The organism is Pseudomonas pisciculturae (genome assembly GCF_015461805.1).
GTDB classification, from domain to species: Bacteria; Pseudomonadota; Gammaproteobacteria; order Pseudomonadales; family Pseudomonadaceae; genus Aquipseudomonas; species Aquipseudomonas pisciculturae.
Window position 1 is genome coordinate 577,252 of record NZ_JACVZE010000004.1, and the last position, 20,379, is coordinate 597,630.

Below are 20,379 nucleotides of genomic sequence, written 5' to 3' on the forward strand. Positions count from 1 at the left end.
CTAACGCTGGCACCACCAACCACACAACAATCGCTTGGGGCGTGCGTGGTAAAAAGTTGGTCATAACTCCAACGACTTCCAGGCCCTCCCATGCACGCGCCCTCCCCGGTGAGTACCAAGCTGTTCGCCCTGTTTTGCTTCGCCAGTTTTTTGCTGTCGCTGTCCTACGGTTCGACTTTCTTATTGTCGTTGCTGATCCACACCCGTGGCGGCAATGAGCACGATGCGGGCAGTGTGATTTCCACGGCGATGCTCAGCACCTTTGTGGCGGTGGTGATCTCTGGGCATTTGTCCGATACATGGGGCGCGGCGCGGGCCATTGCAGGGATGGGGTTGCTGTTGGTGGTGGCCTGCCTGGGCTTTGCGCTGATGCCAGGGTTTGGCCTGGGCCTGATGGTGTTCGGCCTGGCCCTGGGGCTGGGTTGGGGGGTGTTCTACACCTTGGGGCCGATGATCGTGGCCATGCTGGTGACGCCGCAGCAGCGGGCAAAATATTTTGCCTTGCTGTCGGGCAGCATGATGAGTGGCATCGGTGCCGGCCCCTTGCTGGGGCGTGCGGCCAGTGCTCTGGGGTGGCCGTTGACCACCGCGTTTTACATCGCTGCCGCGGCCAGCTTTGTCGGGGTGCTGTTGTTCTGGCGCCTGGGGGCACAACTCAAACAACAGGGCCAGGTGACTACGGCAAAAATCTCTTGGAAGGCGACCCGCCGGGTGCTGTCGTCCAAAGCGGTGTTCGCGATCATTATGGTCGGCCTGGGCGGTTGCGTGTTCGGCGGGTTGTCGTCGTTCCAGACCAGTTATGCAGCCGCCCATGCAGTGGACTATTCGCTGTTCTTCGCAGGCTTCCTGAGTGCGGCCATCACCAGCCGCTTGCTGATCGCCGGGTTTGTGGTCAAGCGTGACGCCTACCGGGCGGCGTGTGTGTTGTCGGGGCTGATGCTGGTGTCGGTGTTGATGTTCAGCTTCAGCGTGTCGGGCAGTTTCAGTTACCTGCTGGCAGCCGTTACGTTGGGCGTGGGTTATGGCCTGACGTATTCGGTGATTAACGGGTTGGTGGCCAACGAAGCACCGCCCGGCACTACGTCTCAGGCGTTGCTGTTGTTCAGCCTGGCGTACTTTGTCGGGGTATTCGGGTTTCCGTGGCTGGCTGGCAAGCTCATCGTCGAGTACGGGTTGCCGACGTTGCTGCTGAGTGTGGTGACGGTGGCGTTGCTCAACTGGTTGATCGCTGTTGCACGGCTGTTAGCGCGCCGTTCGTCGCCATCAAGGCACGAACACGCGATGGGGGCGGACCAATAGAGGGTAAGGACATTAATCCTAGGGAGACACCCTCATGAAGCATTCCAAGTTTGCCGCACTCGCCTTTGCAGGTCTGCTGTCTTCGGTTTCGTTGAGCGGTTTTGCAGCTGACTCGTCCACCGGTACCACCAACCCGTCCACCAGCGAGTCCCAGAAATCCATGGGCACTGGACTGGAAATCAACAACGGTGCGGTCGATAACAGCAACAGCGCCGACCCGCACACCAAAGGCCAGGACACTGGGCGTCAAAGCCCGCCAGCGGTGGGTAACGGCAAGATGGGCCCTGCGGTGAATGAACCGAAGATCAATAAAGGCGATGACTCGAACATTCCGGGGGCGCCTAAACAGCCTGTGCCTTAAGGGAAGTAGCCTCACACACATCAAACTGTGGGGCGCGTTTGTGTGGGAGGGGGCTTGCCCCCGGTTGCGGTGAGTCAGCTACAAATAAGTTGACTGATACACCGCTATCGGGGGCAAGCCCCCTCCCACATTTTTGATCCAGCCTATTGAGTGAGTAAGGCGTCGACTTCGCCAGTGCCAGGGGATGTCGCCGGGCCCCAACGTGTCACCGCCAAGGCCGCTGCTGCGTTGGCGCGGCGGGCTGCATCAGTTGGTTTCAGGCCATTGGCCAACCCCGCGATAAACACCCCTGCATGCGCGTCCCCCGCGCCGTTGCTGTCCACGGCTTTGACCTTGAAGCCCGGCACATGCTCGGCATTCACCCAGCAGCCGTTCGGGCCATCACGCACGATCAATATCGCGCGCTCGGGCAGATGGCTTTTCAACGCAGTCAATGCGTGCGCCAGCGTGCTCGAACCGGTAAATGCCAACGCCTCCGGGCCGTTGCTGGTCCAGATATCGATACGTGGCAACAGCGCCACCATCAGCGACGAACCCGGCGCTTTCACCAACGGGCCTGGGTCGAATACCACGGTGATCTCGCGCGGCAACGCTACGACCCAATCCAGCAGCGCCTGCGCTTTGCCTTCCAGTAACAGGCTGTAGCCGCTGACATACACGTAGTCGCCCGGCTGCGGCGACACGCGGGCCAGGTCCTCGGCACTCAACTCACCTTCGGCACCAAGATGGGAAATGAACGTGCGCTCAGTGGTGGCCTCGGTCAGCGACACACACAAGCCCGTGTCCTTATTGGTGCTGGCTGCCTGGGCCATCTCAACGCCTTCGGCGTGCATGGCTGCGCGGGCGAGGTCGCCGAAGCGGCCGTTGCCATGGCGACCGAGGTACACCACCGGCAAGCCATTGCGTCGTGCGGCCGCCATCACGTTGAAACCCCCGCCAGCTTCGAAACTGGCGGACTGCGCCAACACGTCGCCACCGCTCGCAGGCAAGGTGTCGAGGGCCATGACCAAGTCGACGATGACTTGGCCGGTGTGCAGCAATCTAGACATGATGACTCTCTACCAACGCCGGGCGACGGTCAGACGCGCCGCCCAATACTGCATAAATCCCGCCAGCCACCAGGAAGGTGACAATCCAGCCAAGGCCATTGTGGCCCAGCCAAGAGTCGGACAACGGCCCGGCGAACCAGATGTTTTCGGCAGTGGTGCCGATGGTGGTGAAACTGAAACCCAGCACAATCGCTAGTGCCCAGGCACCGAATGCGCGCCATTCCACACCACCGCGGTACCAATAGGCACTGCTTGGGCTGACGTCGAGCAAGTCGTTGGGGCTGTAGTGGTGACGGTGGATCAGGTCGACCACAAAGATGCCGACCCATGCCGTGATCGGCACCGCCAGCAGCGAAATGAAGGTGATGAACGGGCCGTAGAAGCTATCGGCGATCAGCATGAAGTAGATCGAACCGGCGAAGATCGCCACGATATCGACGATCACCGCATGCACGCGCTTGACCTTAAGGCCCAGGGTCAAGGTGGTGAGACCCGCCGAGTACACCGACAGGTTGTTCGACAGCAACAGCCCGCCAAACGCGGTAATCAGGTACGGCACCGCCATCCAGGTCGGCAGCATGTCGCGGATCGCGATGATCGGGTCGGTGGCCGAGGCCAGGTCATTGTTGCCCACCGACAGCAGGCCGCCCAGGGTGATCAACAGCACCAGCGGAATGCCCGCACCGAATGCGGCCGATGCCACCAGGCGCACAGCCTTGACGCTGCGGTGCTGGTAGCGCGACATGTCGGCACCGGCGTTGGCCCACCCGATGCCGGTGCCCGCGGCCATGGTGCCAACACCGATGATCATCGCGCTCAGCGGTGCCGGGGTGGCATTGAACACCGCGCTCCAGTCGATAGTGGCGCAAAGGAAGCCGCCTACCAGGATATTCAGCGCGCCAAACACGTAGGTGGCCCACTTCTGAATCACCAGCAAGGTGGCATGGCCCAAGCCGGACACCGACAGGGTCAGCAGCACGAAAATCGCGATAAATATCAGCGTCAGCACCGGCGCACTTTTGGCTTCTACTGCGGTGCCGAACAGAATCGAACACAGCGACAGCAACACAAAGGCGGCGGTGGTGGTGTTGACCGTCTCCCAACCCAGGCGCGACATCAACGACACCAGCGTCGGCCCGATATTGCCGCGCACCCCGAAGATGGCGCGCGACAGCGTGAGGCTCGGTGCACGGCCCCGGCGGCCAGCGATAGAGATGATACCCACCACCGCGAAGGAGCCGGCCGCGCCGAGGATGGCCACGATAATTGCCTGCCAGATCGCCAGACCACGAAACGCCACCAGCGTCGCGCCCAACGGCAAGCCGAGGATGCTGATATTGGCCGCGAACCACACCCAAAAGAGTTGCAGCGGGTGGCCGTTGCACTCGCCTTCAGGGACCGGTTCGATGCCGCGTGTTTCCAATTGCCCGGCGTTTTGGCCGGAAGGGGTGCTGCTCATGAGGGGTGCTCCTGATGCCGATATTGTTGTGGTTGTGGCAAATATCTGTGTGGGAACTGGCTTGCCTGCGATGACGGCGTGTCAGTCACTGATGCAATCACTGAAAGATTGCTATCGCAGGCAAGCCAGCTCCCACATTTTGATCTGTGGTGTTCAGCGCAATTGGAGTAGCCCTTGCACTAGCGGCTGTAGATCCAAACCATTGACGCGCTTGACCTGCTCGATCATCGCCTCGGGCCAGCACTGCATGCCCAGGCAGGCACCCAGCATCGCACCAAGAATCGCGGCAATCGTGTCGGTGTCGCCCCCCAGGCTGGCCGCCAGGCACAGCGCTTCGAACGCATTCATGTCGCCCACGGCTACCTGCTGAGCCAGGGCAAACGACACCACCACCGACTCCTGGGACGCCACCGACGTGCCGATCAACTCGTACAGCAGGTCGGCGAACAGGGCCTTGTCGCCACTGCCCACGCTCAAGGTGCGCGCCCAACTGATGCGCGTAGAGACGCGTCCGCCTGCAATCCAGTGGCCATGATTTTCAGCCTGTTGGGCAATCTGGGTGCCGATGTTCAGCGCTTCGCCCAGGTCCACGCCGTTGATCCCGGCCGAGACCACTGCCGCCACCGCCGCTGCGCTGGAGATGCCGAGGGTGGTGTTGTGGGTGACTTGGCAAGCCTGGATCACCGCCTGGATAAATTGCGCGGGGTCGTTGACGTCTGCAGCAATGCCCACGGGCGTAATGCGCATGGCCGCGCCATTGGTGGTGCCGTAGCGCCCGGACTCCTCTGGCGTGTGGCCGGCGAGAATCATGTCGATGGCGCGTTTGGTGGACGGGCCGAGCAAGTCCTGTGAGCCCTTGGCGCGCATCACGGCTTCCCAATCGATCAGGCGTTGGGCGAGCACGGTGGGTTCGATCTTGCCCTGGCCTTCGACCAGCAATTGGCCGACCAGAACGGCCTGCTCGGTGTCATCGGTGATGGAACCGGCGGGCATGTTCGGTGCGATGGGTTGGTCGGCGCCAGCATCTTCCAGGGCGGTGATCGCGCCAAAGCGCTGTTGCACCTGTTCGCGGCTCAAGGACTGGGTGGGCATGCCCAACGCATCGCCCAGAGCCAGGCCGTAGAAAGCGCCGAGGGCGCGAGTGTGCGGGGTCATTTCGAGTGTCCAAATTGAAGATGCAAGCGAAAGTGCAAAGGGTCGAGCAAGCTTTCGACGTGTTCCATGAAACGCTCGCGACGGTCATAGGTGGTGCGCGACGCCTTGAGGAACACCGTGCCCGCCGGGCGGCCAAGCAGTTCGGCGTCTTCATCGCTAAGCGGCTCGGCGCCGATCCATTGGTCGCCCTCGGCACCGACATAACCGTAGGCCGCCAGGGTGATGGTCAGGGAGTTGTCGATCAGGCCGACGCTTGGCAGGCTTTCCAGGCCGCCGGACGCCGGCATCAGCGAGCGTTCCAGCGACACGGCGGCGCCATCGGTGGTGTAGCGCAGGCGGTCGAGGGCGATAAATTGATCGGTGCCAAAACGGCTGGACAGGTCCGTACGGGTCACGGCTTCGAGGCGCAGGATGTCGGTGTTGACCCGTGCCCCGGTGTCGGCCAGGGCTTGCGCCCAACCGCTGCGCTGGTCGAGCACCATGCCGTCAAACGTGACGATGGAGCCCACGCCGCTCTGGGTGGCGATGTAGTTGCGGCGTTTGAGCTCGGCAAGGGCTTCACGCAAGGTGCCACGGCTGACAGCAAATTCTTCGGCCAGTTGATGCTCGCCGGGCAACAGAAAGCCATCGACCATGACCCCACCTTCAATACGGCGGATAAGCTCATCGACGACGCGTTTTTTCTTATCAAATCGAACATGTCTAATCATGTACAAATTGATAACCGAAAGCGCCCGTGTGCAGCAAGCGAATTATTTCAGGGAGATGAAAAAACCAGCCTCAGGGCTCCAGGCCAATGCGGAAAAATTCCCCACCGCTCCAGACGCCGAGCCAGTTCTGACCGTTGATCGGACGGCTCACCGCCAGCTCCACCAGTTGGTAGAACACGTTGCGATGCACCAGGGCTTCAAGGTTGGTGCGCACCCGCAGATAGGGCGACGGTTCTTGGGTAACGGGGTCGATCACCACCCGCAGCGGGTGTTCAATGTCGGCTTCGATGACGTCATCGACGTTGGTGGTAAAGCGCAACAACTGGTACTCGCCCTCGCCCTCCACTTCCAACGTGATGGCGACAAACGGCGCATCTTCGACGCTGATGCCGACTTTTTCTACGGGAGTGATCAGAAAATAATCATCGCCATCGCGGCGAATGATGTTGGAGAACAACTTGACCATCGGCTTACGCCCGATCGGCGTGCCCTGGTAGAACCAGGTGCCGTCGCGGGCGATGCGCATGTCGATGTCGCCGCAAAAATCGGGGTTCCACAGGTGCACCGGCGCCGGTCCCTTGCCCTTGGGCAGTTGGGCCAACAGATCAACGGCCTTGGCGGAATCGGTCATGGGGCTCTCCTCTGGGTTACTGATTCTGGGTTACTGATCACTCATGCCCAGCAGGCTCCGTGCGTATTGCGCGAGGGGGCGGGCGATCAAGTCTTGTGGCCGGTTGTCGTGGAACGTCAGTAAACCGCCACGATTGCGAATGCGCACAGTATCAATCAAATACTGGGTGCTGGTCTCGATCAGCATGACCTGGATCACGCCCGTGTCCAAGCCAACCCGGTCGAGGGCCTCTTGATCAGCCCACTCATCGGCGTTGCCGATGCGGTCATCGGCTGCCGCAAAACGGCAATACAGCAAGTAATGCGCACCCGCGCCGCGTGCCTCGGCCATGGCCTGCTCCAGGCCTTCAGCCTGACGGGCACGGCGCACCATGGGGAAGTATTCGACAAAACCGTTGAAGGCTTCTTCAGCCACCACGTTCGGGCGCGGATAGGCGCTGCCCGGCGGCACGAAGGCGCCTTGGGCAATGAAGATAAAGGAGTCCGGCTGCACGCGGACCGAGTTGGTACGGCGGGTGTCGCTGTGGTCCAGCAGCCCGGCGTCACTCATCTGATAACGGGTGCCTTCGGCCATATCGCTGACGGTCATGCAACCTGTCAGCGTCAATGACGCCAGCAACAAAACCAGACTACGCATCCTAATCCTCCAAAAGCCGGTGACGGAAAACCGGCGAATGGGCGTGAGATGCAGAATCCGCGCCATTCAGAAGCAACACAGATCAAATGTGGGAGGGGGCTTGCCCCCGATGGCGGTGGGTCAGCTAGAGATTAGTTGGCTGATACACCGCTATCGGGGGCGAGCCCCCTCCCACGTTGGTTCTATGTGATCTTGAGGATTGGGTCAGCCGCCAATGATCTTCATGATGGTCGCGCCGCCGGAGAATGCCACTTCCTGCTTGTCACCCAAGGCCTTCACCAACAAGCCTTGCAGCGCCGGCAACGCCTGGTGGCGCGGCAGGTCCAGCAAGTCGCCGACATAATGACGATTGCTCGACGACAAACAACCATGCAACCAACCGGTCGAGGACAGCCGCAGCCGCGAACACGTCCGGCAGAACGGCACGCTTTCGTTGGCGATCACCCCGAAGTAGCCCTTGCCCGGCACTTCATAGCGCACCGCCGTGGCGTCCACCGGCGCATTGGCTTGCAGGTACTCGTGATGTTCGCCGATCAGGCTGAGCAGTTGCTGCAGGCTGACAAATTGCTGCAAAAACGCGTTGGAGTCCTTGGCCAGGTGGCCCATGCGCATCAGCTCGATAAAACGCAGCTCGTAGCCACGCTCCAGGCAGTAATCGAGCAGCGGCATCACCTGGTCCAGGTTCTGGCCGCGCAAGGGCACCATATTGACTTTGATCTTGATGCCAGCGGCGCGGGCCTGGTCCATGCCATCGAGCACGGTGGCCAGGTCGCCGCCACGGGCGATGCTGCGAAAGGCGTCGGCATCCAGGGTATCGAGGGAAACGTTGATGCGCTTGATGCCAGCGTCCACCAACAGCGGCAATTTGCGTGCGAGCAGTTGGCCGTTCGTGGTCAGGCTGATATCGCTCAGGCCCATCTTACCCACTGCGCCCATGAAAGCTTCGAGCTTGGGGCTGACCAACGGCTCACCGCCGGTGATGCGCAGGCGGTCGATGCCGGCCGCCTCGATCAGATACGCCACACCACGGGCCATGGCCTCGGCCGAGAGTTCGTCCTGGGCAGCCACCAGCCGCTTGCCATTGGGCACGCAGTAGGTACACGCATAATTGCAGGCTGAGGTCAGGCTGATCCGCAAATTGCGAAAACGCCTGCCTTGACGATCAACGATCATGGATCACTCCGGCAGAGGATAGTTCGGGCGCGCTAAAAGCTGACTGATAAATCAACTTTTAGCAAGGGTCCTTGCCTGAGTATATTCCTGGGGTACTGTGCGTGGCAGCAAATCCTTAGGTTGCGGGGATTTCGGCCGGTGGTGGCTCGCTGCTGTGCTTGCGTTTGTTGCCCATGCGCACGCCGATGTCCATCAGGAACTGGAAGAAACCTTCCTGATCTTCCAGCACATTGCTCCAGAACGGCGAGTGGTACAGCGCTACGGCGCCATGCACCAAGGCCCAGGCGGCGCAATAGTGGAAATATGGCGGCACGTCTTCGAGCTTGCCTTCGCTGATACGGCCCTTGATCAGCAGGGTCAGGCGTTCAAAGTTCGAGGCGCGGATCTTGTGCAGTTCCTCGACCATTTCCGGCACCTGATGGCCCTTGACCACCTTCTCTTCCAGGCGATCGAACAGACGGTAACGCTGCGGGTCACGCATGCGGAACTCAAAGTAGGCGCGGGACAGGGCTTCCTTGTCCTTGTCGACATCGGCCGAATGCAGCAGCTCGTTCAAATCACGCTCGTAATCGAGCATAAGGCGCAGGTAAATTTCAGCCTTGGACTTGAAGTGCTTGTAGATCGTGCCTTTACCGATACCCACGGCATCCGCGATCATCTCGACGGTGACGCTGTCTTCACCTTGTTCGAGAAACAACTTGAGCGCGGTGTCGAGAATTTCCTGCTCACGGCGGCGAAACTCACGGACCTTACGGGGTTCTTTGTGCATGAGGAAAAGGTCTGCAGAGATGAATAGAGGGAGGGTTGCGCAGGGCCACGGATACGAGGCGATACGATTTACCCAGTGCGAGGGATTATCCCGACTGAATGGTCGATGAGCAACGTCTATGTGAACCCGCCATGCACTTTACTTTCAGCGCGCCAACGTTTTCATCCATATCAGTCAGAAATAATACGCAACAACTAAGCCCGTGCACCGGCTTGATGAGAACTCAAGCGAAGCGCGCGTATTCCAAATCTGTTTAAAAAACGACCAGTCGCGACTGGACTGAATCAGATACTGATCAATACTTGAACTGTCGGCGTGACATCTCCCCCAAGTGACGCGCCGACCTGGGTACCAACGGACCGTGTACCCTTGTTTTACTCCTAATGGTCTTAGCCCGGATTCACCCCCCAGAACCCGGGTTTTTTTTGCCTGCGATTTGGCAACGTTAAATAGCGACGTGGGCCAGCGGGAACAGGCGTTTGAAGTTCTCGGTCGTCTGTTCGGCAAAACGCTCAACAGACTCACCCCGCAGCATCGCCAGGTAATCCGCTACATCGCGCACGTACTCCGGCAGGTTCGGCTTGCCGCGATGGGGAATGGGCGCCAGGTAGGGCGAGTCGGTTTCTACCAGCAAGCGGTCGGCTGGCACTTGGCGCGCCACATCGCGCAGGGCGTCGGCATTGCGGAACGTGACGATACCCGAGAGGGAGATGTAGAACCCCAGGTCGAGGGCCGCCTTGGCCATGTCCCAGTCCTCGGTGAAGCAATGCAGCACGCCAGCCTGAGGCAGCGCCGCTTCGCGCAGCAAGGTCAGGGTGTCGGCCCGCGCGCCACGGGTGTGAACGATCACGGGCTTGCCGGTCTGCTGGGCGGCTTGCAGGTGCAGGCGAAAGGAGGCCTGCTGCAACTCGGCGGCTTCGGGTTCGTAGTGGTAATCCAGGCCGGTTTCGCCAATGGCCACTACGCGCGGGTGGTTAAGTTCGCCCAGCAGCCAGTCGAGGGCCGGGGCTTCGCCGGGCTTGAGGTCGAGCGGGTGGATGCCCACCGAGCAATCCACATCGGCATAACGCTCGGCCAGGGCTTTGACGTCGGCAGCATTTTCGGCGCTGACGCCGATGCACAGGAAGTGCCCTACCCCACGCTGGCGAGCAGCGTCGAGGGCAGCATCAAGCGAGCCGCCGTGCTGGGCAAGGTCGAGGCGATCAAGGTGGCAGTGGGAATCTACGAGCATAGGAAGTTACAACTTTAATCACGGAAGGGGTCTGGCCGACGATACACCCGTCGGCCACGGAAATTAACGGCGGCCGAGCAAGCCAACCCACTGCACCAACAGCGCTTCGAGCAACAGCACGCGGTTGAGGTTGGCCTTGCCAAGGACCTTCTGGCGCTGGGCAAGGATCCAGTCCTGAATGTTGAGCACCTTGTCCTGGGCGCTTTTCTGCGCGAGGTACTGCACCACTTTGCGCATGTCCGGCAGGCCGAGGCCGTTCTCGTCCTGGGTCAACTGGTAGCGCAGGATCAGGCTGGACCAGTCGCAGAACCAGTCGAACAGCAGCAACAGCGGAATATCCTTCCAGGCGCTTTCGGCCAGTTGAGTGGCAGACAGTTCCTGCTTAAGCAGTTTTTTCACACCGTCCACCACCAGCGCCCGTTGTTCACGAACGCCCTGGGCTTGCAGCTTCACGGCGGCCAGTGGGGAGCCCGCCGACAGGGTCAACAATTCGACCCGTTCTGCTTCGCTGCACTCTGGCAGTGCCTGCCCCAACCACGCAAGGCTCATGGCCTCGCTGGGCAACGGGCACGCCTGCTGCACGCAACGGCTGCGAATAGTCGGCAATAAACGGCTGGACTGATGGCTCACCAGCAACAGCACGGTATCGCCCGATGGTTCTTCCAGGCTTTTGAGCAAGGCGTTGGCGGCGTTGATGTTCATCGCCTCCACCGGCTCGATCAAGACCACTTTGCGCCCGCCCATCTGCGCGGTCTGCACTACGAAGCTGACGAGGTCACGTACCTGGTCGACCTTGATCGCCTTGTCGGCCTCTTCGGGCTCCAGCAGATAGTTGTCCGGATGGCTGCCGGCCTTGAGCAGAAGACAGGATTTGCACTCGCCGCACGCCTCAAGGCTAACCGGGCGCTGGCACAACAGGCTGGCCATCAAGCGCTCGGCGAGCGCGCGCTTGCCGATGCCGATCGGCCCATGTAGCAAGTAGGCGTGAGCGTGCTGGGCACGGCCGGCCAATTGCTGCCAGAGGCTGTCTTGCCAGGGGTAGGCTTCAGCCACGGGCGCGCTCCAGCAGGGCCGGCATCAGGGCATCGATGGCTTGTTGCACCTGAGGCAGCGGTTGGGCAGCGTCCAGCAGGTGATAACGCGCAGGCTCGGCCTCTGCACGTTTAAGGAATGCAGTGCGAACGGCGTCGAAGAACGCCTGACCTTCGAGCTCGAAGCGGTCCAGGCGACCACGGGCGCTGGCGCGGGCCATGCCGACTTCCACCGGAAGGTCGAAAAGCAGGGTCAAGTCGGGGCGTAGATCGCCTTGGACGAAGGTTTCCAGGGTGGCGATGCGCGCTAGGGACAAGCCCCGGCCACCGCCCTGGTAGGCGTAGGTGGAATCGGTGAAGCGGTCGCAAATTACCACGGCACTGCGAGCCAGTGCCGGGCGGATCACTTCGGCCAGGTGCTGGGCACGGGCGGCGAATACCAGCAGCAACTCGGTGTCCGGGTTCATCTGTTCTTCACCTGGGGCCAGCAGTACTTCGCGGATGCGCTCGGCCAGCGGCGTACCGCCGGGCTCACGGGTCAGCACCACTTCGATCCCTTCGGCACGTAAACGCTCGGCCAGGTAATCGCGGTTGGTGCTTTTGCCGGCGCCTTCCGGGCCTTCCAGGGTAATAAACAAGCCAGTCACGGGCAGTCCTTAGTCAGAGTCATTGCGGGCTTTGCGGCTCGGCAGGCGCGTCGGCATTTGGTGTTGCCTCTTGCGACGGTTTTACCACCGGTGCCGGGCTGGAGCGGTAATCAGCACGGCGCTTGAGCTGAAACTCACGCACGGCCGCATTATGCGCATCCAGGTTATCGGAAAAAATATGGCTGCCATCGCCACGGGCGACGAAATACAGGCTGCTGCCCGGTACCGGGTTCAGTGCCGCATGGATCGCCTCACGACCGACCATGGCAATCGGCGTCGGCGGCAAGCCAGCAATCGTATAAGTGTTGTAAGGGTTGGCTTCCTTGAGGTGCGCACGGGTCAACTTGCCGTTGTAGCGCTCACCCAGGCCGTAGATCACCGTGGGGTCGGTCTGCAACAGCATGCCGATTTTCAAGCGACGCACAAATACGCCGGCAATCTGCCCGCGCTCTTCGGGCACACCGGTTTCTTTCTCCACCAGAGAAGCCATGATCAGCGCTTGATAGGGTTCGGTGTAGGGCGCGTCGGCGGCGCGTTTGCTCCACTCCTGGGCGAGGACATCGTCCAGACGGTTGTAGGCTTTTTTCAGGAATTCGACGTCGGTCATGCCGCGCACGAAGCGGTAGGTGTCCGGGAAAAACCGGCCTTCCGGGAAAATACCGGGGTGGCCGAGTTTTTCCATCACTTCGCTGTCGGTCAGACCCGAGAGGGTTTGGACGATCTTTTCATGCTTGGCCAAGGCTGAGCGCACTTGGCGGAAATTCCAGCCCTCTACCAGGGTGAGGCTGTATTGCACCACTTCGCCGCGCTGCCACAGGCCGATCAGGCCCTGGGCCGTCATGCCGGGGGTCATGCGGTATTCGCCACTGTGCAGCGGCTGGCCGTCGAGGTTGAAGCGCCAGTACAGGCGCAGCCAGAAGGCGCCGTCGATAACACCGTCGGCCTCAAGGCGATTGAATGTGCCGGTGGGGGTCGCCCCTGCCGGAACATCGAGCAATTGCTCTGCGGTCAGGTTCAAGGGCTGCTTCAAGGCAGAGTCAAACTTCCAGGCCGAATAGCCCAACAGCAAAGCCGCCGTGAACAGACCGATCAGCAGCAGTACAACCAGTTTTCGTATCAACTCAAATATCCAATAGTGCGCGAACAATGCCCTGCAGTTTACGGGTGAGCGGCCCAACCGGCCAGCTCATCGCAGCGTACCCGCGCACAGGCCAAATGCCATAAACGCTGTTGCACACAAAGACTTCGTCAGCCTGCTGCAATTGCTCAAGACTGATGTCAGCCACGGCCACCGGGATGCCCAGGGCTTGCGCTTGGGCGAGAATCTCGGCGCGCATCACCCCGGCAACGCCGCAACGATTTAGATCGGCAGTTCGTAACAAGCCATTGCGCACCAGGAACAGATTGCTGAATACGCCTTCAATGACCCGGCCGGATAAATCCTGCATCAAACCTTCAGCGTATTTAGCATCCTGCCATTCGGCGCGGGCGATCACCTGTTCCAGGCGATTGAGGTGCTTGAGGCCAGCGAGCAACGGCTGCTCGGCCAAGCGGGTAGCGCACGGAAACAGGCGGATACCGTCGGTTCCATGGGCTTGGGGATAGGTAGCAGGCGCACTGCCCTGCAAGATACGGCGCACGGGCGCGCCGGGGTTAATGCCATAACCGCGCAGGCTGTCGCCACGCGTGAGGATCAACTTGAGTACACCGTCACCCAAGGCGACGGCATAGGCCAGCACTTCGCTGCGCACCAACCCATGATCCGCAACCAGTGCCAAACGCCTGCAACCCTCTTGGAGGCGATGCAGGTGACGTTCAAGCAGCACAGGCTGCCCAGCCTTGACGGCGATGGTTTCAAACAGCCCATCGCCATACGCCAGGCCGCGATCTTTGAGCGGCACGCTGTCCGCTGGCTGACCGTCGACCCAGCTTTCCATTACTCGGCGAACCGGCGGAACACCAGGGAACCGTTGGTGCCACCAAAGCCGAACGAGTTGGAGATCGCTACGTCGATCGGCATCGGCTGCGCTTCGTGAGGTACGAAGTTCAGGTCGCACCCTTCGTCCGGCTCATCCAGGTTGATGGTCGGCGGAGCGACCTGATCCTTGATGGCCATCACGCTGAAGATCGCCTCGACCGCGCCCGCCGCACCCAACAGGTGACCGGTCATGGACTTGGTGGAACTGACCGCCAGCTTGTAGGCGTGCTCGCCGAACACCGACTTGATGGCTTCGGCCTCCGCCAGGTCGCCTGTCGGCGTGGAAGTGCCGTGGGCGTTGATGTACTGCACCTGGTCGGTATTGACCTTCGCATCGCGCAAGGCGTTGGTGATGCAACGTGCAGCACCGGCACCGTCGGATGGTGGCGAAGTCATGTGGTAAGCGTCGCCGCTCATGCCAAAGCCGATCAGCTCGGCATAGATAGTGGCACCACGCGCTTTGGCGTGTTCCAACTCTTCCAATACCAGGGCACCGGCGCCGTCGGACAGCACGAAACCGTCACGGCCCTTGTCCCACGGACGGCTGGCACGGGTCGGCTCGTCATTGCGAGTCGACAGCGCACGGGACGCGCCGAAGCCGCCCATGCCGAGGCCGCAGGCAGCCATCTCGGCACCGCCGGCGATCATCACGTCGGCTTCGTCGTAGGCGATATTGCGCGCCGCCATGCCGATGCAATGCGTACCGGTGGTGCACGCCGTGGCGATGGCGTAGTTAGGCCCCTGTGCACCCAAGTGGATAGACAGGAAGCCGGAAATCATATTGATGATCGAGCCCGGCACGAAGAACGGTGAAATTCGACGGGGGCCAGTATCGTGCAGCGTGCGGCTGGTTTCTTCGATATTGGTCAGACCGCCAATACCCGAACCCATGGCCACGCCGATGCGCTCACGGTTGGCGTCGGTGACTTCCAGGCCGGCGTTACGCACTGCCTGAAAACCGGCTGCCAGGCCGTATTGAATGAACAGGTCGAGTTTGCGGGACTCTTTGACCGAGAGGTATTCCTCGACATTGAAACCCTTTACCGAGCCGCCAAAACGGGTGGAATAGGCAGAAAGGTCCGTGTGTTCGATCAGACCAATACCACTGCGGCCAGCCAGAATGCCCTGCCAACTGCTCGGCACATCCGTACCCAGTGGCGACAACATACCCATACCGGTGACTACGACGCGTCTACGCGACACAGCACTCTCCTTTTTCTAATGACGACACTTTGCTTTGGAGCTAAAGAAAAAACCGCACGCTGTAACAGCAGTGCGGTTTTTCCCAACAGCAAGCGACGACTAAAAACTATTACGCCTGGTGGGCAGTAACGTAGTCGATAGCAGCTTGAACAGTAGTGATTTTTTCAGCTTCTTCGTCCGGGATTTCGGTCTCGAATTCCTCTTCCAGAGCCATCACCAGCTCAACGGTGTCAAGGGAATCGGCACCCAGGTCTTCAACGAAGGAAGCAGTGTTGACCACTTCTTCTTCTTTAACGCCCAGTTGCTCGGCAACGATTTTCTTGACGCGCTCTTCGATGGTGCTCATACCTTGTTTAACTCCTAATGGACAAATTCAGGCAGCTGGCCAGTGGGTAAGTGTATAGAAAGCCATTTCAGCTTTTCAACTGAAAGCTTCACCACGTACCCGGTCGGCCACCTGCCTATAAATTAAGTTGCAGCTTTATAACGGATTTTAGACAGCTCGTATGACATTTTTTTGAAGCGATCCGTCACAATTTAACTCATGTACATCCCGCCGTTCACCGGGATTGTAGCCCCAGTCACGTATGCCGCACCGTCGGATGCCAGGAAAGAAACCACATTCGCGATCTCTTGAGCCTGGCCCAGACGGCCCAGCGGAATCTGCGTCAGCAAACCTTCACGCTGTGCTTCGGGCAGTTCGCGGGTCATATCGGTATCGATGAACCCAGGGGCTACCGAGTTGACCGTAATCGACCGCGAGCCGACTTCACGTGCCAGTGCACGGCTGAAACCTTCCAGGCCGGCCTTGGCGGATGCATAGTTTACTTGGCCTGCGTTGCCCATGGCACCCACTACAGAGCCAATATTGATAATTCGGCCCCAACGCGCCTTGGTCATGCCGCGCAAAACGCCCTTGGACAGGCGAAACAGACTGTTCAAGTTGGTATCGACTACGTCATACCACTCGTCGTCTTTCATGCGCATCATCAGGTTGTCGCGGGTGATACCGGCATTGTTCACCAGAATAGCCGGCGCGCCGAACTCGGCAGTGATCTGGGCCAATACAGCTGCCACGGATTCATCGCTGGTCACGTTCAGCTCAAGGCCGGTGCCCTGCACGCCGTTTTCCTTCAGGGTCGCGGCGATACGCTCGGCGCCCGAGGCGGACGTAGCAGTGCCGATCACGACGGCGCCTTGACGACCCAGTTCCAGGGCAATCGCCTGGCCAATGCCACGGCTGGCGCCAGTAACCAGTGCAACTTTACCTTGCAGACTCATGCAGGCTTCTCCTAATGCTTCAGGCCAGTGCTGCGCGAGCGGCAGCAAAGGCATCCGGGGTATTGAGGTTAGCGGTCGACACACCGTCGGCGCAGCGCTTGTTCAGGCCGGCCAGGACTTTGCCCGGGCCGCATTCAACCAGCTCGGTGGCGCCATTGGCAGCCAGGGTCTGGACCGATTCAACCCAACGTACGGGTTTGTAGAGCTGCTCTAGCAGGTCGCGCTTGAGGGTGTCGAGGTCGGCGGCAACGGCCGCGCTGACGTTCTGCACCAGCGGGATCTGCGGCGCTTGCCAATTGATGGCAGCGATGGACTCGGCGAAACGCTCGGCGGCCGGGCGCATCAGTTCGCAATGCGATGGCACGCTCACCGGCAACGGCAACGCACGCTTGGCGCCACGAGCCTTGCAGCCTTCGATAGCGCGCTCAACGGCAGCCTTGGCACCGGCGATCACCACCTGGCCAGGGGAGTTGAAGTTCACGGCGCTGACCACTTCACCCTGTGCCGCTTCGGCGCAGGCTTCGATCACTACCGCGTCGTCCAGGCCCAGGATAGCGGCCATGCCGCCCTGCCCGGCCGGAACGGCTTCTTGCATCAGTTGACCACGACGCTCGACCAGCTTGACCGCTTCAGCGAGGGTCAGGCTGCCGGCGGCAACCAGGGCGCTGTATTCGCCCAGGCTGTGACCAGCCACAAATGCCGGGCGCGCGCCGCCTTCTGCCAACCACAAGCGCCACAGGGCGATCGAAGCGGTCAGGATGGCCGGCTGGGTTTTGTCGGTTTGATTAAGCTGCTCTTCCGGCCCTTGCTGGGTCAGTGCCCACAGGTCGTAACCCAAGGCGTCGGAAGCTTCCTTGAAAGTGTCCAGGATCAGCGGGTATTGCGCGCCCAGCTCGGCCAACATGCCGAGGGACTGCGAACCCTGCCCTGGAAAGACGAATGCGAGGGATGTAGACATGTAACAAGCCCCTAATGATCTGGTCGTCAAAAATGCGCACTCCTACAATGGGAGCGCACGAAACTGACAGATTGGATGGTCAATTGAACTGGCCGGTCACATTTAAGCATTTCCGGGCCGATTCGCCTAAGGCAACAGGTCCTCAAGGCGGCCGTGCAAGCGCTGTGGCAGGTTTTCCTGAATCTCGATCAGGGCCCGCGCAATGGCACTTTGAAAGCCCTCTACACCCGCCGAGCCATGGCTCTTCACCACAATGCCCTGTAGCCCCAGAAAACTCGCACCGTTATGGCGCGCCGGTGCCAGGTCAGCCTGCAGGCGACGCATCAGCGGCAATGCCAGGGCACCTACCACCCGCGACGCCAGGTTTTGCTTGAACAGCGACTCGATACGCGTGGCAATCATCGTCGCCAGGCCTTCACTGGATTTAAGCAGGATATTGCCAACAAATCCGTCACACACCACCACATCGGCTTCGCCCCGGTACACGCCATCCCCCTCGACGAAACCGATGTAGTTCAAGCCCCGCGCACCTTGCAACAAGGTGGCAGCGAGCTTGACCTGCTGATTGCCCTTGATGTCCTCGGTGCCGATATTCAGCAATGCCACCCGCGGACGGCTCACGCCCAGCGCTTCGGCGGCCACCGAACCCATTAGAGCGAACTGCAGCAGGTGTTCGGCACTGCAATCGACGTTTGCCCCTAGGTCCAGCAGTTGGCAATAGCCTTTCTGCGTCGGGATCGCCGCGACCATGGCAGGCCGATCAATCCCGGGCAGCGTCTTGAGCACAAAACGCGACAACGCCATCAACGCCCCCGTATTGCCGGCACTGACACAGGCTTGCACCTTGCCATCACGCAGCAACTCAAGCGCCACCCGCATTGAAGAGTCAGGCTTGCCACGCAGGGCAGCCGCCGGCTTTTCATCCATGCCGATGGTTTCGCTGGCTGGCGTAATCGTCAGGCGCGCGCGATCCACAGCCGGATGGCTGGCAATCAGTTCTTCAAGTAAGGAGGGTTGACCGACGAGGGTCAGGTGCAGCGAGGGAGTAGCATTCAGGCTGGCGATGCAGGCCTGGACAATGCTGCGGGGACCGAAGTCCCCGCCCATTGCGTCTATCGCGATGACTAGAGCAGACAAGTGATTACTCGTCAGCGCCCTTGTCGATCACTTTACGACCACGGTATACGCCTTCTGGCGATACGTGGTGACGCAGGTGAATTTCACCGGTGGTTTTTTCTACAGACAGAGTGCTCGCCGTCAGAGCGTCGTGCGAACGACGCATGTCACGGGCAGAGCGGGATTTTTTGTTCTGCTGAACAGCCATAATTGATTAACTCCTAAACGTTTGGGTCACGCTTTAACTGCGCCAATACACTGAACGGGTTGGACCGCGTTACCTCGTCCTCGCTCGGTTCGAGCTCGTCATCGAGCCCCTCCGGCTGCTGGCATTCTTCCGGATGATGAGCAGGCACAATGGGCAAGGCGAGCAGAAGCTCCTCCTCGATCAGTGCATGCAGATCCAATGGATCTTCGCCCAGTTCCAGCACGTCATAACCTTTCGGCAACGACTGGGTATTCGCACCCTCCTTCACCACAGCATAACTGCACTCGCTGTGAATCGGCAGGGTGACCAGCTCAAGACAACGCTGGCAAACCATTTTGACCTCGGTGTCGATAAAGCTGTGGATTACCACAGATTTACGTTCATCTCGTTCAAAAACGAATTTAGCCTGGACCGTACCGACGGTGTCGGAAAGCGGGTCGCAGAGTCTCTCCAAATCGGCCAGCAGCAACTCACCTTGAAGGGAAGTGCCACGATCAGCCAATTTGCGCGGGTCAACGTGAGGTGGAATCGGGTCATTCAACATAGGCGCAGCATTATAGGGATGCCCCCAGCCATGTCAAAGGAAATTCAGCCCTGTGCGTCAGCCGGTCACGCAGCTAGAATCCTGCGCTGCCTTGAGGAGACACCCATGCTGCCTTTATTACTCGCATCCAGCTCGGTTTATCGCCGGGAATTGTTGAGCCGCTTGCACCTGCCATTTACCTGCAGCTCGCCGGATATCGACGAAAGCCACCGCGCAAATGAGTCCGCCGGGGAGCTGGTAAAGCGTCTGGCAGAAGAGAAAGCCCGCGCCCTTGCTACGAGCCATCCAGGACATTTGATCATCGGCTCCGACCAGGTGGCGGCGCTCGAAGGACGCATTATCGGCAAGCCCCACACCTTTGAAAATGCCCGCGAACAGTTATTGGCTGCCAGCGGCAAGCGGGTCAGCTTTCTGACCGGGCTGGCGCTGCTGAATACCGAGACGGGCCACTGCCAGGTCGATTGTGTGCCGTTTACCGTACAGATGCGTGAGCTGGATGTGGAGCGGATCGAGCGCTATCTGCGGGTTGAGCAGCCGTATGACTGTGCGGGCAGCTTCAAGGCTGAGGGGTTGGGGGTGAGCTTGTTCCAGAGCACGGAAGGGCCGGATGCCACCAGCCTGGTGGGTTTGCCGCTGATCCGACTGGTGGACATGCTTCTGTCCGAAGGCGTGCAAATCCCTTAAAGCACACCGAAAACCAAATGTGGGAGGGGGCTTGCCCCCGATGACGGTGGATCAGCCAGCTCACCTGTAGCTGACACACCGCAATCGGGGGCAAGCCCCCTCCCACATTTTGATCTACATCAGGCTCAAGATCTCAGCGCAGCGCCGGGCCTTGGAAACCCATATACAGCGCCAACTTCTCCGCCACACTGGCACCCAGTTTCTTGGAGAACCGGTCAAACGGCGTATACTGCACGGGGAAGTACACCAACTCTTT

At 60.3% G+C, this 20,379-nt stretch carries 23 protein-coding genes and 1 pseudogene; 3 read left to right on the plus strand and 21 right to left on the minus strand.

What is annotated here, in order from left to right; genetic code table 11:
• Window positions 1-90 precede the first annotated feature (90 nt).
• Complete coding sequence (locus ICY20_RS14550; RefSeq protein ID WP_194937788.1) at window positions 91-1,299, plus strand: MFS transporter; 1,209 nt, start codon at window positions 91-93, stop codon at window positions 1,297-1,299.
• Window positions 1,300-1,333: 34 nt separating this feature from the next.
• Window positions 1,334-1,660: a hypothetical protein gene (locus tag ICY20_RS14555; RefSeq protein WP_194937789.1), complete on the plus strand. Its 327-nt coding sequence runs from the start codon at window positions 1,334-1,336 to the stop codon at window positions 1,658-1,660.
• A gap of 143 nt (window positions 1,661-1,803) precedes the next feature.
• On the opposite strand, the gene ICY20_RS14560 is transcribed toward ICY20_RS14555, so the two are convergent.
• From ICY20_RS14560 to ICY20_RS14655, 20 genes are all read right to left on the minus strand, one after another.
• A complete protein-coding gene (locus tag ICY20_RS14560) occupies window positions 1,804-2,709 on the minus strand; it encodes a PfkB family carbohydrate kinase (protein WP_159961438.1) in 906 nt (301 codons plus the stop codon).
• On the minus strand, window positions 2,702-4,168 hold the full coding sequence (locus tag ICY20_RS14565; RefSeq protein WP_194937790.1) for a purine-cytosine permease family protein: 1,467 nt from the start codon (window positions 4,166-4,168) through the stop codon (window positions 2,702-2,704). Before ICY20_RS14565 ends, ICY20_RS14560 begins: the two co-directional genes overlap by 8 nt.
• Window positions 4,169-4,321: 153 nt before the next feature.
• A complete protein-coding gene (locus tag ICY20_RS14570) occupies window positions 4,322-5,323 on the minus strand; it encodes an ADP-ribosylglycohydrolase family protein (protein WP_194937791.1) in 1,002 nt (333 codons plus the stop codon).
• On the minus strand, window positions 5,320-6,033 hold the full coding sequence (locus ICY20_RS14575; protein WP_194937792.1) for a GntR family transcriptional regulator: 714 nt from the start codon (window positions 6,031-6,033) through the stop codon (window positions 5,320-5,322). The genes ICY20_RS14570 and ICY20_RS14575 overlap by 4 nt, the downstream gene beginning before the upstream one ends.
• 70 nt (window positions 6,034-6,103) lie before the next feature.
• Window positions 6,104-6,664, minus strand: coding sequence for a DUF1285 domain-containing protein (locus tag ICY20_RS14580; protein WP_159961430.1), 561 nt, complete (start codon window positions 6,662-6,664; stop codon window positions 6,104-6,106).
• 30 nt (window positions 6,665-6,694) lie between these two features.
• Window positions 6,695-7,300, minus strand: coding sequence for a DUF4823 domain-containing protein (locus ICY20_RS14585; RefSeq protein WP_159961420.1), 606 nt, complete (start codon window positions 7,298-7,300; stop codon window positions 6,695-6,697).
• A 204-nt stretch (window positions 7,301-7,504) separates the two neighbouring features.
• Window positions 7,505-8,473 carry a GTP 3',8-cyclase MoaA gene (locus ICY20_RS14590; protein WP_159961418.1) on the minus strand — a complete coding sequence of 323 codons (969 nt, stop codon included), beginning with the start codon at window positions 8,471-8,473 and terminating at the stop codon, window positions 7,505-7,507.
• A 115-nt stretch (window positions 8,474-8,588) separates the two neighbouring features.
• Window positions 8,589-9,242: a TetR/AcrR family transcriptional regulator gene (locus tag ICY20_RS14595; protein ID WP_135292187.1), complete on the minus strand. Its 654-nt coding sequence runs from the start codon at window positions 9,240-9,242 to the stop codon at window positions 8,589-8,591.
• A 445-nt stretch (window positions 9,243-9,687) separates the two neighbouring features.
• Window positions 9,688-10,473: a TatD family hydrolase gene (locus ICY20_RS14600; protein ID WP_159961416.1), complete on the minus strand. Its 786-nt coding sequence runs from the start codon at window positions 10,471-10,473 to the stop codon at window positions 9,688-9,690.
• 63 nt (window positions 10,474-10,536) lie between these two features.
• The gene (locus ICY20_RS14605) at window positions 10,537-11,526 is read right to left on the minus strand and encodes a DNA polymerase III subunit delta' (RefSeq protein WP_159961414.1); all 990 of its coding nucleotides are present in this window, start codon (window positions 11,524-11,526) and stop codon (window positions 10,537-10,539) included.
• A complete protein-coding gene (gene tmk / locus ICY20_RS14610; protein WP_194937793.1) occupies window positions 11,519-12,151 on the minus strand; it encodes a dTMP kinase in 633 nt (210 codons plus the stop codon). Before tmk ends, ICY20_RS14605 begins: the two co-directional genes overlap by 8 nt.
• Before the next feature lie 19 nt (window positions 12,152-12,170).
• The gene (gene mltG, locus ICY20_RS14615) at window positions 12,171-13,271 is read right to left on the minus strand and encodes an endolytic transglycosylase MltG (RefSeq protein WP_194937794.1); all 1,101 of its coding nucleotides are present in this window, start codon (window positions 13,269-13,271) and stop codon (window positions 12,171-12,173) included.
• A gap of 1 nt (window position 13,272) precedes the next feature.
• A complete protein-coding gene (gene pabC / locus ICY20_RS14620) occupies window positions 13,273-14,088 on the minus strand; it encodes an aminodeoxychorismate lyase (protein ID WP_194937795.1) in 816 nt (271 codons plus the stop codon).
• Window positions 14,088-15,332, minus strand: coding sequence for a beta-ketoacyl-ACP synthase II (gene fabF, locus ICY20_RS14625; protein ID WP_194937796.1), 1,245 nt, complete (start codon window positions 15,330-15,332; stop codon window positions 14,088-14,090). Before fabF ends, pabC begins: the two co-directional genes overlap by 1 nt.
• Window positions 15,333-15,441: 109 nt before the next feature.
• Window positions 15,442-15,678 carry an acyl carrier protein gene (acpP, locus tag ICY20_RS14630; protein WP_007987170.1) on the minus strand — a complete coding sequence of 79 codons (237 nt, stop codon included), beginning with the start codon at window positions 15,676-15,678 and terminating at the stop codon, window positions 15,442-15,444.
• Between the two features lie 191 nt (window positions 15,679-15,869).
• Window positions 15,870-16,613, minus strand: coding sequence for a 3-oxoacyl-ACP reductase FabG (fabG, locus tag ICY20_RS14635; protein ID WP_122485050.1), 744 nt, complete (start codon window positions 16,611-16,613; stop codon window positions 15,870-15,872).
• Between the two features lie 19 nt (window positions 16,614-16,632).
• Complete coding sequence (gene fabD / locus ICY20_RS14640) at window positions 16,633-17,571, minus strand: ACP S-malonyltransferase (protein WP_122514644.1); 939 nt, start codon at window positions 17,569-17,571, stop codon at window positions 16,633-16,635.
• A gap of 126 nt (window positions 17,572-17,697) precedes the next feature.
• On the minus strand, window positions 17,698-18,708 hold the full coding sequence (gene plsX / locus ICY20_RS14645) for a phosphate acyltransferase PlsX (RefSeq protein WP_159961402.1): 1,011 nt from the start codon (window positions 18,706-18,708) through the stop codon (window positions 17,698-17,700).
• Window positions 18,709-18,712: 4 nt separating this feature from the next.
• Window positions 18,713-18,895, minus strand: a complete 183-nt coding sequence (gene rpmF, locus ICY20_RS14650; protein WP_008152339.1) for a 50S ribosomal protein L32 — start codon at window positions 18,893-18,895, stop codon at window positions 18,713-18,715.
• A 13-nt stretch (window positions 18,896-18,908) separates the two neighbouring features.
• Window positions 18,909-19,439 carry a YceD family protein gene (locus tag ICY20_RS14655; RefSeq protein WP_071483177.1) on the minus strand — a complete coding sequence of 177 codons (531 nt, stop codon included), beginning with the start codon at window positions 19,437-19,439 and terminating at the stop codon, window positions 18,909-18,911.
• Between the two features lie 105 nt (window positions 19,440-19,544).
• On the opposite strand from ICY20_RS14655, the gene ICY20_RS14660 reads away from it, so the two are divergent.
• Window positions 19,545-20,123 (plus strand): Maf family protein, encoded by a 579-nt coding sequence (locus ICY20_RS14660; protein WP_194937797.1) that lies wholly within the window; start codon window positions 19,545-19,547, stop codon window positions 20,121-20,123.
• Window positions 20,124-20,256: 133 nt separating this feature from the next.
• Here the strand turns inward: ICY20_RS14660 and ICY20_RS14665 are convergent.
• Window positions 20,257-20,379, minus strand: a pseudogene (locus ICY20_RS14665) (S49 family peptidase); the annotation flags it as partial.